The sequence below is a fragment of the Sphingomonas sp. 66-10 genome, assembly GCF_001897045.1.
In the GTDB taxonomy this organism is placed as follows: Bacteria; Pseudomonadota; Alphaproteobacteria; order Sphingomonadales; family Sphingomonadaceae; genus Sphingomonas; species Sphingomonas lycopersici.
The window spans coordinates 46,246-59,406 of record NZ_MKRR01000141.1 but is presented as its reverse complement, the minus strand read 5'-3'; the positions used below and the strand labels follow the sequence as shown (position 1 = coordinate 59,406).

General features: G+C 67.8%; 17 protein-coding genes and 1 tRNA gene. 3 read left to right on the top strand and 15 right to left on the bottom strand.

The features are described from left to right. Positions 1–117 precede the first annotated feature (117 nt). The 6 genes from BGN95_RS20800 to BGN95_RS20775 all read right to left on the bottom strand — a co-directional run bounded on the left by BGN95_RS20800 (position 118) and on the right by BGN95_RS20775 (position 3,106). Positions 118–894 (bottom strand): SDR family oxidoreductase, encoded by a 777-nt coding sequence (locus BGN95_RS20800; protein ID WP_286773878.1) that lies wholly within the window; start codon positions 892–894, stop codon positions 118–120. 21 nt (positions 895–915) lie between these two features. Next, a complete protein-coding gene (locus BGN95_RS20795) occupies positions 916–1,443 on the bottom strand; it encodes a carboxymuconolactone decarboxylase family protein (RefSeq protein ID WP_286773877.1) in 528 nt (175 codons plus the stop codon). Further along, positions 1,436–1,903 (bottom strand): hypothetical protein, encoded by a 468-nt coding sequence (locus BGN95_RS20790; protein ID WP_286773876.1) that lies wholly within the window; start codon positions 1,901–1,903, stop codon positions 1,436–1,438. Before BGN95_RS20790 ends, BGN95_RS20795 begins: the two co-directional genes overlap by 8 nt. Before the next feature lie 20 nt (positions 1,904–1,923). Further along, a complete protein-coding gene (locus tag BGN95_RS20785) occupies positions 1,924–2,496 on the bottom strand; it encodes a TetR/AcrR family transcriptional regulator (protein ID WP_286773875.1) in 573 nt (190 codons plus the stop codon). Positions 2,497–2,596: 100 nt separating this feature from the next. Further along, positions 2,597–2,683: transfer RNA gene (locus tag BGN95_RS20780), tRNA-Leu, on the bottom strand. Between the two features lie 93 nt (positions 2,684–2,776). After that, positions 2,777–3,106, bottom strand: a complete 330-nt coding sequence (locus BGN95_RS20775) for an NIPSNAP family protein (protein WP_179513442.1) — start codon at positions 3,104–3,106, stop codon at positions 2,777–2,779. Positions 3,107–3,294: 188 nt separating this feature from the next. Here BGN95_RS20775 and BGN95_RS20770 point away from each other — a divergent pair, with 188 nt between their 5' ends. Then, positions 3,295–4,176 (top strand): TolB family protein, encoded by an 882-nt coding sequence (locus tag BGN95_RS20770; RefSeq protein ID WP_286773874.1) that lies wholly within the window; start codon positions 3,295–3,297, stop codon positions 4,174–4,176. On the opposite strand, the gene BGN95_RS20765 is transcribed toward BGN95_RS20770, so the two are convergent. Beyond that, positions 4,149–4,535 carry a hypothetical protein gene (locus BGN95_RS20765; RefSeq protein ID WP_286773873.1) on the bottom strand — a complete coding sequence of 129 codons (387 nt, stop codon included), beginning with the start codon at positions 4,533–4,535 and terminating at the stop codon, positions 4,149–4,151. The genes BGN95_RS20770 and BGN95_RS20765 overlap by 28 nt on opposite strands. A gap of 121 nt (positions 4,536–4,656) precedes the next feature. Here BGN95_RS20765 and BGN95_RS20760 point away from each other — a divergent pair, with 121 nt between their 5' ends. After that, complete coding sequence (locus tag BGN95_RS20760; RefSeq protein WP_179513439.1) at positions 4,657–5,280, top strand: hypothetical protein; 624 nt, start codon at positions 4,657–4,659, stop codon at positions 5,278–5,280. A gap of 51 nt (positions 5,281–5,331) precedes the next feature. On the opposite strand, the gene BGN95_RS20755 is transcribed toward BGN95_RS20760, so the two are convergent. Further along, complete coding sequence (locus BGN95_RS20755) at positions 5,332–6,498, bottom strand: acyl-CoA dehydrogenase family protein (protein ID WP_265313900.1); 1,167 nt, start codon at positions 6,496–6,498, stop codon at positions 5,332–5,334. Positions 6,499–6,609: 111 nt separating this feature from the next. On the opposite strand from BGN95_RS20755, the gene BGN95_RS20750 reads away from it, so the two are divergent. Then, positions 6,610–7,248, top strand: coding sequence for a TetR/AcrR family transcriptional regulator (locus BGN95_RS20750; protein ID WP_286773872.1), 639 nt, complete (start codon positions 6,610–6,612; stop codon positions 7,246–7,248). Positions 7,249–7,287: 39 nt separating this feature from the next. On the opposite strand, the gene BGN95_RS20745 is transcribed toward BGN95_RS20750, so the two are convergent. The 7 genes from BGN95_RS20745 to sufC all read right to left on the bottom strand — a co-directional run. Then, entirely contained in the window at positions 7,288–8,907 is a 1,620-nt protein-coding gene (locus BGN95_RS20745; protein WP_286773871.1) for an alpha-D-glucose phosphate-specific phosphoglucomutase, read from the bottom strand. 167 nt (positions 8,908–9,074) lie between these two features. Next, positions 9,075–9,431 carry a HesB/IscA family protein gene (locus BGN95_RS20740; RefSeq protein WP_286773870.1) on the bottom strand — a complete coding sequence of 119 codons (357 nt, stop codon included), beginning with the start codon at positions 9,429–9,431 and terminating at the stop codon, positions 9,075–9,077. 1 nt (position 9,432) lies between these two features. Beyond that, positions 9,433–9,903: an SUF system Fe-S cluster assembly protein gene (locus BGN95_RS20735; protein ID WP_179513434.1), complete on the bottom strand. Its 471-nt coding sequence runs from the start codon at positions 9,901–9,903 to the stop codon at positions 9,433–9,435. Continuing rightward, positions 9,900–11,078 carry a cysteine desulfurase gene (locus BGN95_RS20730; RefSeq protein WP_286773894.1) on the bottom strand — a complete coding sequence of 393 codons (1,179 nt, stop codon included), beginning with the start codon at positions 11,076–11,078 and terminating at the stop codon, positions 9,900–9,902. Before BGN95_RS20730 ends, BGN95_RS20735 begins: the two co-directional genes overlap by 4 nt. Before the next feature lie 29 nt (positions 11,079–11,107). Next, positions 11,108–12,181, bottom strand: coding sequence for a SufD family Fe-S cluster assembly protein (locus BGN95_RS20725; protein ID WP_286773869.1), 1,074 nt, complete (start codon positions 12,179–12,181; stop codon positions 11,108–11,110). After that, positions 12,178–12,486 carry a hypothetical protein gene (locus BGN95_RS20720; protein WP_286773868.1) on the bottom strand — a complete coding sequence of 103 codons (309 nt, stop codon included), beginning with the start codon at positions 12,484–12,486 and terminating at the stop codon, positions 12,178–12,180. Before BGN95_RS20720 ends, BGN95_RS20725 begins: the two co-directional genes overlap by 4 nt. After that, positions 12,483–13,161 (bottom strand): Fe-S cluster assembly ATPase SufC (sufC, locus tag BGN95_RS20715; RefSeq protein ID WP_286773867.1); only part of this gene is annotated, 679 nt, incomplete at its 5' end. The genes sufC and BGN95_RS20720, both read right to left, overlap by 4 nt.

The window sequence follows — 13,161 nt, the reverse complement described above, 5'->3', positions numbered from 1 at the left end:
TTGAAACAGCCCCTCGCTCTCCCCGTTCGGGCTGAGCTTGTCGAAGCCCTGCCCTTTCTTCCTGGAAGAAGTGCAGCTCTTCGATAAGCTCAGGGCGAACGGAGCGGTATCTAGCCTCTATCCCAAAGCATTCGCGCTCGCATCCCCCAGATCCGACCCGCCGTCGACATTGAGGATCGTCCCGGTGATATATTTAGCCTCCGGGCTGGAGAGGAACAGCGCGGCGTCGGCGATATCGCGCTTGGCACCGTAATCGCGCAGCGCGAGCCGGCCCTTGATCTGCTTCTCGCGATCGGGATCGGCTAGACGGCGCATCCCCTCGGTATCGCCGATCGGCCCGGGCGAGATCGCATTGACCCGCCCCCCCGCCGGCCCCCATTCGAGCGCGAGGCATTTGGTCACCATATTGACCCCGGCCTTGGCGGCGCAGGCGTGGATCTGGAAGCTCATCGGGTGGACCGCCTGCCCCGCGGTGATCGCGATCAGCGACGCACCCGGCTTGACGAGGTGGTCCCAGCTCGCGCGGAACACGTTGAACGTGCCGAGCAGATCGATGTCGACTACCGTCTTGAACGCATTGGCGCTGAGCTTGACCGCCGGCGCGAGGAAATTGCCCGCCGCGCCCGAGACCAGCACGTCGATCGCGCCGTGCGCCGCGACCGCATCAGCATAAGCTGCCTCCAGCCCCGGATAATCGCGCACGTCGCAGGCGATGCCGAGCGCAGTCGCTCCCGCGTCCCTCAGGCCCTGCGCGGCGGCGGCGATCTTCTCCTCGCTGCGGCTGAGCACGGTGATTTTAGCGCCTTCACGCGCGAAGCCGTGCGCGATCTCGAGGTTGATCCCGCTCGACGCGCCCGCGACGAAAACATGCTTGCCCGCAAACCGCCCCGACATGGCTTCCTCTCCGATCGATTGTCAGTCGGTCGTTACGCTTACCGACAGCTCGATGATCGGCAAGGGTTCTTCGGGCATCCCGCCGATGCTCACCGCGGTGCGCGAGGTGAAATTGAAGGTCATCAGCGCGACCAGCGCGGCGGCGATCTCCTCGCGGGTGAAGGCGGCGGCGATCCGCGGCGCGAGATCCGGCGCGATTCCGGCGGGAAAGCCGAGATAGCAGTCGGCGAGCGCGATCGCGCTCTTCTCGCGCTCGGAAAGCGCGCTGTCCTGATAGCCCGGCGCGATCATATCCGCGCGTTCCTCGGTCAGCCCGTCGGCGCGCGCGACGTCGTAGCGCACCGATTTGCAGAACACGCAATTGACCGTGCGCGCATTGCGCAGCCGGATGATTTCGAGCAGCGCGGGAGGAACGATCGTGTCGTTCCACACATGGCCGTTGAGCGCGATGATCTCCGACACGGTTTCGGGGACCAGCCCCAAGGCGCTGTCGCGGATCGTATTGCCGGTCTGGGTGCCGGGGGTGCCGACGCGGGGGGTGTCAGACATGCGCCGCCTCCTTGGCGCTGGTGTGGGCGGAGAGATCGCGCAGGCAGCGCGCCGTGCGGATACGGCCGTCGATCAGCCCGAGCGCCTCGATCAGCAGCACCAGCCCCGGCTCGCCATAATGCGCCTTGACCGCATCCGCCGCCTCGTCGGTGATCGATTGCGCGTCGAGCCAATAATATTCGGCGAAGAGCAATGCCGCGGCATAAGCCGGGTCGGCCGGCGCCTGCCCGGCGAGCACCGCGTCGCGCTGCCCCGCGGCGAGCGCCACCGCCGGATTGGCCGCCGCCATCTCGCCCGCATCGTCATGTAGTCGCGCGAAGGTCAGCCGGCACAATTCGAGCAGATCGGGCGGGATGCGCCGCTGGGTCCACAGCCCCGCCCACAAACGCGCGAAGCTCTCGGCCGAGGCGCCCGCGGGCGCGAGATGCCGGTCGAGGGTGAGGCTGGTACAATCGGGCATCGCTCTTTCTCCGGTGGAAATCAGCCGTGCTGCGGGGCGAGCGCCTGCCGCACGATCTCGGCGACGTCGGGGCCGGGCGCGCCGAGCCGCGCGGCGACGCTCACCCCCTGCGTCGTGACGAGCAGCCAGCCCGCGACCGCATCGGGATCGAGATCGGCGCGGATCGATCCGCCCACCTGCGCGCGCGCGACGAGCCCGGCGAAGGCGGCGACATAGCGCGCGTAATAACGATCGACGATGGCCGCGACCTTGGCGTCTGACCGGCCGAGCTCGACCACGCTGTTGGTGACCAGGCAGCCGCGCGCGTCGAAGCCGTCGCGCGCCACCGTCGCGAAGAAATGCGCCAGATCGTCCAGATCGTCCCCGCCCTCGAGGATCGCCAGATAAGGCGCGGCGATCGTCGCGACGTAGAAATCGAGCGCGTCGAGATAGAGCCCCGCCTTGCCGCCGAACGCGGCGTAGAGGCTGTGCCGGTTGACCCCGGCGCGCCTGGTCAGATCGTCGACGTTGCAATCGCCGACCCCGTCCTCCCAGAATTGCAGCGCGGCGAGCTCGATCACGCGTGCGCGGTCATAAGCGATCGGGCGGGCCATCGACGCTCCCGGGTTTCGAATTCCAGAACATATATTCTGCAATTCGATCCGCGCATGTCAACGCGCAATCGCGCGCGCCTGGCCGGTCATGTCATGAGTTTGGTACGGGTGGTCGGACTCGAACCGACAAGTTGTTGCCAACGGCGGATTTTGAGTCCGCTGCGTCTACCAATTCCGCCACACCCGCGTGCCGATTGGCGCTTGGAAGGCCAATGGATCGACTGAGCGCGCCTATAAGCGAGGCTTTGCGAGATTGCCAGACGGGAAAATGTCGTTTCGCTCAGCCGCCGTGCAACATCGTCGCCTGGACGTTTTCGACGAAGGTGCGTTCCTCGCGCCGGATGATCTTTTCGGACTGGGCGAAGGCGAAATTCGCCCTCGCTTCAGGGTCGTCGCGCAGGCGTGCGCGATATGCCTCATAGGCCGCAAGGCTATCGAACGCGATCAGCCCCCAGCCGATGTCGTTGGTGCCTTCGTGGGGGAGGAAATAGCCGATCAACTTGCCCCCGGCGCGCGGGATGATCGTCGCCCAGTTTTCGGCGTAGCGGCGAAAGGCATCGCGACGCGCGGGATCGATCTCGTAACGGATGAAGCAGGTGATCGCGGGCATGGAGCGTCTCCCGGTAAAGCTGAGGCCGACGGGCCAGGGGAAGCACGCCCCGAACGCGATCAGCGCCGCGGCGCCGACTTCTCGACGACTGGCATCGCACGCGACCGGTTCGGGGATCGACATCATGCGTTTCTATCGGTGCGGGCGGGATTATGCTTCGCTCCCGATCGAATGATGGGGTTCATGCGATGATGAGATCCGCGGTGATGATGCTTGCGGCGGCAGCGACCGCACCCGCCGCGCCCGAGGTACGCCAGCTCGATCTTCCCGGCATTTCCAGCGCGATGTGGGAATCGCATCCGGCGATCGACCCGCTAACAGGCGATCTCTGGTTCGTGCGCAGCGACGCCGGCTTTTCCGGCTGGCGGCTGTACATGTCGCGCTGCGTACGCAACCGATGGACCGCCGCCACGCCGGCGCCGACCGCCGCCCCCGGGCTCGAGGCGGATCCGTGGTTCACCCGCGACGGCCGCACCCTGTGGTTCATTTCCAGCCGCGCGACCGGCAGCGCCGGGAGCAAGGGGCTGGATATCTGGCGCGTCAGCCGCGCCCGCGACGGCGGGTGGGAGGCCCCGGAAAAGCTGCCCGCGCCGGTCAATTCGGATGATGCCGAATGGTTTCCGCGCGTCGCCCCCGACGGATGGCTCTATTTCGGGTCGCGGCGGCCCGGCGGGCTGGGCAAGGACGACATCTGGCGCGCGCGCCAGGCGGCCGACGGGCGCTGGACGGTCGAGAATGCCGGCCCCGCGATCAACACCGCCGACGCCGAATATGAGTTCGCGCCCGCGCCGGACGGCAAATGGGGCGTTCTCGCCACCGACAAGGGGTTGTTCCGCATCGAGCACACGCCGGCGGGGTGGCGCCGCGCCGGGCGGTTCGGGCCGACGGTCAACGCCAATGGCACCGAGATCGGCCCGCTGATCGCGCGCGACGGGCGCAGCTTCGTCTTCTCGCGCGATGCGGGCGCCGGCAAATCGGGCGAATTGTTCGTCGCCCGGCTCGGCGCGTCACGGGCGGGGCCGACCCGATGCGACTGGCCGCCTCAGCGCGGGTCGTCGTGGCGGCGATAGGCGCCCTTGGTATCGCCGGGGCGATGCAGGCTGCCGTCGGGCGCCACTTCGAGTTCGAGCTTGTCGAACGCCGGGCGCTCGTCGCCGCCGGATTCGGCGGTCAGCGTCAGCTTGTCGCCATCGGCGCTCCAGCGCCCCGTCGCATCGACATCCATCGCGCCATAGGACAGATACCATTGGAAACGATGATCGGGCAGCAACAACAGCTCCGATCCGGTCTCCATCACACCTTCGAGATAATAATGCCCGGCGAGCGCCGGCGCATCGGGCGCCGCGACCGCCGCGCCGGATAGTGCGAGCGCGCCCGCGAGCCAAAATGCTGCTTTGGGCAACGTCCGCCACGCCAGCTTCATCTTCATTCCCTTTTCGCTTCGCGCCGCGCGGCCCGGCGCGATCTTCTCACGGCCGGGCCAATCGCGGTTCTCTTTCGCCCGTGCTTCCAATCTATTGTCTCCTACGATGACGCAAGGGACACAAGCGGTGAACGATCAGGCCGCAATGGGGCCGCTGGCGCGGCAATTGCTCAAGCTCGAAGAGGGCGAGCGCGCGCAACAGCTTCATATCGGGCTGCAGCTCGCCCGCGCGAGCCAGGTCACGCTGCTGCGCCTGCAACTTGCGCTCCACGGCGCCGACCGGCGCGGCGCGATGGCGGCGCTCGACAGCCTGCTCGATCTCGATGCCGAGATGGAAAGCCTCGCGGCGGCGACGCTCGGCAGCGAGGGGTATGAAACCGCCCAGGATCAGGCGGTGGCCGAGCATATCGCGCGCGAGAAGGCGGCGATCGCGGCGGAAAAACATCTGCTGACCGGGCATGTCGGGCGCGCCGATCCCGGCGGCGACGGGGATTTCCCGGGGGAAGCGCCGAGCGAGCTCCACTTCGCCGCCAGCCCGCCGGTCCCGACGGTGGTGCTCGCCGACGATCCCGAGGCGGACGCACGCTATGCCCCCGAACCGCGCCGATCGCGCTGGCCGGTCGTGCTGGCGCTAATCTGTCTGCTGGCGATCGGTCTCGGCGTGTTCGTCTATCTCCGGCCGGAGCAGGCCGCCGGCCTCGCCGATCAAGCGCGCGCGCAGGCGATGGCGCTGATGGCCCGGTACAGCTGAAGAAGCCTCTTCCGTCATTCCCGCCTTTGCGGGAACGACGGGAAGGGTTACTCAATAAGATTTGGGCAGCCCCAGCTTGCGCTCGGCGATATTGCTGAGGATCAGTTGCGGGCTGACCGGCGCGATATAGGGCACCCAGATTTCGCGCAGAAAGCGCTCGACGTGATATTCCTTGGCATAGCCATAGCCGCCGTGGGTGAGGATCGCGGTCTGGCACGCCTTCATCCCTGCCTGTGAGGCGAGCAATTTGGCGGCGTTCGCCTCCGGCCCGCACGGCAGCCCTTTGTCGAGCAGGCTGGCGGCGGCCATCACCATATGGTTCGCCGCCTCGAGCTCGGCCCAGCTTTGCGCCAGCGGGTGCTGGACGCCCTGGTTCATCCCGATCGGGCGATCGAAGACGACGCGATCCTTGGCATATTGCGTCGCGAGCCGCAGCGCGCCCTGCCCGATCCCGACGGCTTCCGCCGCGATCAGGCAGCGTTCGGCGTTCATCCCGTGGAAGATGTAATCGAGCCCCTTGCCTTCCTCCCCGATGCGGTCGGCGGCGGGCACGGGGAGGTTGTCGATGAACAATTCGTTGGTGTCGACCGCCTTGCGCCCCATCTTTTCGATCTCGCGCACGTCGACGAAATCGCGATCGAGCCGGGTGTAGAACAGGCTCAGCCCGTCGCTGCGCTTCGTCACCTGGTCGATCGGGGTGGTGCGCGCGAGGATCAGCATATGATCCGCCACCTGCGCAGTGGAGATGAACACCTTCTTCCCCGAGATGTAATAGATATCGCCCCTGCGCTCGGCCTTCACCTTGAGCTGAGTGGTGTTGAGCCCGGTATCGGGCTCGGTGACCGCGAAACACGCCTTGGTCTCGCCACGGGTGAAGGGCGGCAGCATCCGCCGTTTCTGCTCCTCGGTGCCGAACAGCACCACCGGGTGCAGCCCGAAGATGTTCATATGGATCGCGGAAGCCGCCGCCAGCGCCCCGCCCCCGGCGGCGATGGTGCGCAGGAACAAGGCCGCCTCGGTGATGCCGAGCCCCGCGCCGCCATATTCCTCCGGCATCGCGATGCCGAGCCAGCCGCCGCGCGCCACCTCCTGGAAATAATCCTCGGGGAAACCGCCGTGCAGATCGCGGTCGAGCCAGTAATCGAGACCGAACTTTTCGCAGATCTTCTCCGCCGCGGCGATGATCGCCTGCTGGTCGGCGCTCAGCGAATAATCCATCTCTGCCCGCTCCTCTGCCGCTCGACTCGCTTCGGCGAATTTTCTAACGACCGTTGGACTTTTATGTCGTGCGACGTCAACGGCACCGGCCGGGACCCGAAGGGAGGAAAAGTGTCCGACACCGCGCCGAAGCGGCTGAAGAAACGCGATGTCACCCGCGCGACGATCCTCGCGGCGGCGGCGGGGCGCTTCGCTGAAAAGGGCTATGCCGATTGCTCGCTGCGCGACGTCGCCGCGCTGAGCGGATTGCAGGCGGGCAGCGTCTATTATCATTTCTCCTCCAAGGAGGAATTGCTCGACGAGGTGCTCAAGGCCGGGATCGAACGGCTGACCAAAGCGGTGACCGCGGCGGTCGACGCGCTCGGCGAGACGGCATCGGTGACCGAGCAATTGCGCGCGATGATCCGCGCGCACGTCGCCTGCTTCCTCGATCCCGAGGGCGATGCGAATACTTATTTGCGGATCTACGAATATCTGCCCCCGGTGATGAAGCGCAGCCCGCGCAACAGCCGGCTGGCCTATGCCAAGATCTGGTTCGCCGCGTTCGATCGCGGGGTGGCGGCGGGCGAATTCGCCGCGTCGATCGACGGGACGATGTTCGTCTCGTTCCTGCTCGATTCGATGAACGGGGTGACCGAATGGTTCCGCCCGGCGCGGATGACGATCGACGGGGTGTGCGAGGTGATCGAAACGGTGATGCTGGGGGGGATATCGACTGCATCGGAGGGCGCAGCCGAATTGCAACGCTGAACTGCTCCCCTCCCTGGTGAAGGGAGGGGAGAAGGAAGGTCAGGTGATAACGTCCGGTGCCGTCCGCCCGGTGTGCCGCGTGATCCCCGCGATCGCGTCCGCCGCGGCGACCAGATCGGCGAGCATCGCCCCGGTCTCCGCCGCCAGATCGCCCACCGGGGGCTCGTAGCGTTCGAGATAGACGCGCAGCGTCGCCCCGCTGGTGCCGGTGCCCGACAGGCGGAAGACGACGCGGCTGCCACCCTCGAACAGCACCCGCACGCCCTGATGCGCGCTGACCGAGGCGTCGGTCGGATCGCGATAGGCGAAATCGTCGGCCTCGACGACGGTCAGCGCGCCGAAGCCGCGGCCCGGCAGCGTATCGAGCGCGGCGCGCAGATCGCGCATCAGCGCATCGGCGGCGGCGCTGTCGACGCCCTCATAATCGTGCCGCGCATAATAATTGCGGCCGAAGCGCGCCCAATGCTCGCGCGCGATCTCCGCCACCGAGCGGCCGGTCGCGGCGAGGATGTTGAGCCACAGCAGCACCGCCCATAGCCCGTCCTTCTCGCGGACGTGATCCGATCCGGTGCCGGCGCTTTCCTCGCCGCAGATCGTCGCCATCCCGGCGTCGAGCAAATTGCCGAAGAATTTCCACCCGGTCGGGGTCTCGAACGCGGGGATGCCGAGCGCGGCGGCGACGCGATCCGCCGCGGCGCTGGTCGGCATCGAGCGCGCGATGCCCCTCAATCCGACGGCATAGCCCGGCGCGAGCTGCGCATTGGCGGCGAGCATCGCCAGACTGTCCGACGGGGTGATGAAGATCCCGCGCCCGATGATCAGATTGCGATCGCCGTCGCCGTCCGAGGCGGCACCGAAATCGGGGGCGTAGGGGGCCATCATCGCGTCATAGAGCGCGCGGGCATGGACGAGATTGGGATCGGGGTGATGCCCGCCGAAATCCTCCAGCGGCACCGCGTTGCGCACCGTGCCCGGCGCGAAGCCGAGCCGGCGTTCGAATATCTCGACCGCATAGGGGCCGGTCACCGCGCTCATCGCGTCGAACGCCATCGAGAGGCCGGCGGCGCGGATCGCGGGGAAATCGAACAGCCGCTCCATCAGATCGGCATAGTCGGCGACCGGATCGATCACCTCGACCGTCATCCCCGCGACCTCACTGGTGCCGAGCGTGTCGATATCGACATCGGGCGCGGCGGCGATGCGATAATTGTCGAGCGTCGTGGTGCGGCGGAAGATCGCGTCGGTGATCGCCTCGGGCGCGGGGCCGCCGTTGGCGATATTATATTTGATCCCGAAATCCTCGTCGGGGCCGCCCGGATTGTGGCTCGCCGACAGGATCAGTCCGCCGATCGCGCCGAGCCGGCGGATCAGGTTCGACGCCGCCGGGGTCGAGAGGATGCCCCCTTGCCCTACCACGACGCGCGCGAAGCCGTTGGCCGCGGCCATGCGGATCGCCTTGCCGATCACTTCGCGATTGAGGAAACGCCCGTCGCCACCGATCACCAGCGTCGCGCCGGCCTTGCCCTCGACCACGTCGAACACCGACTGGATGAAATTCTCCGCATAATGCGGCTGCTGGAACAGCCGCACTTTCTTGCGCAGCCCGGAGGTGCCCGGTTTCTGATCGGAATAGGGGGTGGTGGCGACGGTTTCGATCATGCGACGGTTACACTCCCAGCATCGTCATCCCAGCGAAAGCTGGGATCTCGCGCCTCAAGCACGGCGCCTGACGCAGGAGACCCCAGCTTTCGCTGGGGTGACGGATATTTTCGCTGGGGTGACGGATAATGTCGCGCGAGTGAAGGGTAAATTGACGCGCCTATCGATCAGACGGTGAAGCTTTCCCCGCAGCCGCACGCGCCCTTGGCATTGGGGTTGTTGAACACGAAGCCGGCGGTGAAATCGTCCTCCACCCAGTCCATCGTCGAGCCGATCAGATAAAGGATCGACCCGCCGTCGACATAGAGCGTCCCGCCCGGGGTCTCGATCTTCTCGTCGAACGGCTTGGCCTCGGTGACGTAATCGACCGAATAAGCGAGCCCGGAGCAGCCGCGTCGCGGGGTGGAGAGCTTGACCCCGATCGCGCCCTCGGGCGCCTTGGCCACCAGCGCGGCGATGCGCGCCTCGGCGGTCGGCGTGAGGATCAGCGCGGCGGGGCGCGCGCGGGTCTTGACCTCGGTCATCTCACAGCATCCCCAGTTCGAGCCGCGCCTCGTCCGACATCTTGGCCGGGTCCCACGGCGGATCCCACACGAGGTTCACATCGACGATCGCGATCCCCGGCACCGCGCCGACGCGCAGCTCGACCTCGCCCGGCATCGATTCGGCGACCGGGCAATGCGGCGTGGTGAGCGTCATCGTCACCGCGCAATGCCCGGCATCGCTCACCTCGACGCCGTAGATCAGCCCGAGATCGTAGATGTTGACCGGGATTTCCGGGTCGTAGATTTCCTTGAGCGCCTCGATCACCGCCTCGTAGAGCGCGCCGCCGGGCTCGCCCGCGGCGATGCCGGTCGGCTGCTGCGCGAGGAAGCCCGCGAGATAATCGCGTTTGCGCGCGAAGGTCTCGGCCGGCGTATCCGGCGCATCCTCCACCCGCGCGCGCGGCGGCGCGGGCACCGCGTCCACTTCCTCGATGCGGATCGGGTCGTTCATCCGAAAATCCTCGTCACTCGCTCGATACCCTTGACCAAAGCGTCGATATCCGCCGCCCGGTTGTACACGCCGAAACTCGCCCTTGCGGTCGCCTCGACGCCCAGCGCCTCCATCAGCGGCTGCGCACAATGATGACCGGCGCGGATCGCCACCCCGGCCTCGTCCAATATGGTGCCGACATCGTGCGGATGCACCCCGTCGACCGCGAAAGAGACGATTCCCGCCGCGTCCGCCGGGCCGAACAGCCGCACCGAATTGATCCGCCCGAGCCGCTCGCGCGCATCGGCGACCAACGCGGTTTCATGCGCGTGGATGCGATCGAGGCCGATGTTTTCGACATAATCGATCGCCGCGTGGAGCCCGACGACGCCGACGATATGCGGCGTCCCCGCCTCGAACCGCGTCGGCGGCGGGGCGTAGGTCGTTTTGGCGAAGGTGACGCGATCGATCATCGATCCGCCGCCCTGATAGGGCGGCATCGCCTCGAGCAGTCCGGCGCGCCCCCACAACACCCCGATCCCGGTCGGGCCGTAGAGCTTGTGCCCCGAAAAGACGTAGAAATCGCAATCGAGCGCGGCGACGTCGACCGCCATGCGCGGCACCGCCTGGCACCCGTCGACGAGCAGCTTGGCGCCGACCGAATGCGCGAGATCCGCCGCGCGGCGCACATCGAGCACCGAACCGAGCACGTTCGAGACATGCGCCAGCGCGACGAGCTTGTGCTCGGGGCGCAGCATCGCCGCCATCGCATCGAGATCGATCCGCTGGTCGGGGGTCAGCGGCACCACGTCGATATGCGCGCCGACGCGCTCGGCGACGAGTTGCCAGGGGACGATATTGGAATGATGTTCGAGCTGGCTCAGCAGGATGCGGTCGCCGGCCTTGAGCTGAGTCCCCGCCCAGCTATGCGCGACGAGGTTGATCGCCTCGGTCGCGCCGCGGACGAAGACGCAGTCATTCTCCTGCGCGCCGATGAACCCTGCCACCCGCCGCCGCGCCGCCTCATAAGCGAGCGTCATATTGGCCGAACGCTCATAGACCCCGCGATGCACCGTGGCGTAATCGGTGCCATAGGCCCGCGCGATCGCATCGATCACCGCGCGCGGCTTCTGCGCGGTCGCGGCGGTGTCGAGATACGCCCAACCCGCGGGGATCGCGGGGAAATCGGCGAGCATGTCGAGCGCCTGTTCGGCGGCGGTGACGGTCACAGCGCCGCCTCCAGCCACGCATCGGCATCCGCCTCGAACGCGTCGCGCACCGTCTCATGCCCGATCCGCCCGATCGCGTCGGCGACGAAGGCGTGGGTCAGCAGCGCCTCGGCGCGCGCCGGCGGGATGCCGCGGCTTTCGAGATAGAAAAGCGCGCGCGCATCGAGCTCGCCGACGGTCGCGCCGTGCGCGCATTTTACGTCGTCGGCGAAAATCTCCAGCTCGGGCTTGAGATTGACCGTCGCGGTGCGATCGAGCAGCAGCCCGCGCAGACTCTGCTCGCCGTCGGTCTTCTGCGCGTGGCGCGCCACCTCGGCGCGCGCCGCGAGACTGGCCTGCGAGCGATCGGCGGCGACTGCGCGCCACACCTGACGGCTGGTGCCGTTGGGCTCGGCGTGGTGGACGGCGACCGCGCATTCCTGGCGCTGCTCGTCGCGAGTCAGCAGCGCACCGCCGTAATCGACGAACGCGCCGTCGCCCGCGAGCGTCAGCGTCGCGTCGATCCGGCTGCCCTGCCCGCCCGCGCCGAGGAAGATCGTGACGAGGCTCGCCGCCGCGCCGATCGTCGCTTCCTCGCGCAGCGAGACGAACCCCGCCGGCTGGAGCAATCGCACCGAGCGCATCAGCCGCGCGCCGGTGCCGAGCGAGACGCGGGTGAAGCGATTGGCCCAGCCCGCGCCGACGAAGGTTTCGACCACCTCCGCCACCGCATCGTCGCCCAGCACGATCTCGGACGGCAAATGGCTCTCGCCGGACGTGGCGATATGGATGATCTGCACCGGATCGGCCGCCGCCTCGGCATCGAGCCGCAGCGACCAGCCCTGCCCCGCGGCGCGGCGCCCGAGCGGGTGATCGCCCGCCTCCAGCGCCTGCAGCGTCACGCGGCGCAGCATGCTGCGCTCGGCATCGAGCACCCCGTCGACGAACACCAGCCGCGCGCCGGGCAGGTCGAGGAAATCCGCCTCGGGCCGCGCGATCGGCGCCAGCGCCGCCGCCGCGGCGAGCCCGCCGAGATCGGCCCACCGCCACGCCTCCTCGCGGGTCGAGGGAAGATCGAGCACCGCCGTCATTGCCGCACCTTCGCCAGCTCGGCGCGCAGATCGGCGAGCAATCTGGGCTTGCGCCGATCGACGCACGCCGACACCGCGCCCTGCTCGGTCGCGCCCTTGCGCACGCAATCGGTCGCAACGCGGCACAGCGCAGCGTCGAGCTTGCCGTTGCCGCTGCTGCCGTCGAGCGCGCAATGATAGCGCCCCGCGGCATCGCGCGTCACCGATGCGGAGAGCCTGGCCAGCCGCTGCCCGATGACGACGATATCGTCGGTCGGCGTGGCCGCCGCCTGAAGCGCGACCGCCGCTGCCAGCGCAAGGATCACGCCGCCGCCTCCGCATAGCCTTCGCGTTCGAGCTGGAGCGCCAGCTCCGGCCCGCCGCTGCGGGTGATGCGGCCGTCGGCCAGCACGTGCACCACGTCCGGCCTCACATAATCGAGCAGCCGCTGGTAATGGGTGATCAGCAGCACCGCCTTGTCGGCCTTGCGCATGATGCGGTTGATGCCCTCGCCGACGACGCGCAGCGCATCGATGTCGAGCCCCGAATCGGTCTCGTCGAGGATCGCGAACTTGGGGTCGATGATCCCCATCTGGACCATCTCGTTGCGCTTCTTCTCGCCGCCCGAGAAGCCGACGTTGACCGGGCGCTTGAGCATGTCCTGCGGCAGCGCCAGCGCATCGGCCTCGCCCCGCGCGAGCTTGAGGAATTCGGCGCCGGTCAGCGGCTTCTCGCCGCGCGCACTGCGCTGCGCATTGAGGCTTTCGCGCAGGAACTGGACGTTCGACACGCCGGGGATCTCGACCGGATATTGGAAGCCGAGGAACAGCCCCGCCGCGGCGCGCTCGTGCGGCTCCAGCGCGAGCAGATCCTGCCCGTCGAAGGTCACGCTCCCCTCGGTCACCTCGTAACCGGGCCGCCCGCCGAGGACATAGCCCAAGGTCGACTTGCCCGCGCCGTTCGGCCCCATGATCGCGTGGATCTCGCCCGCATCGACCGTG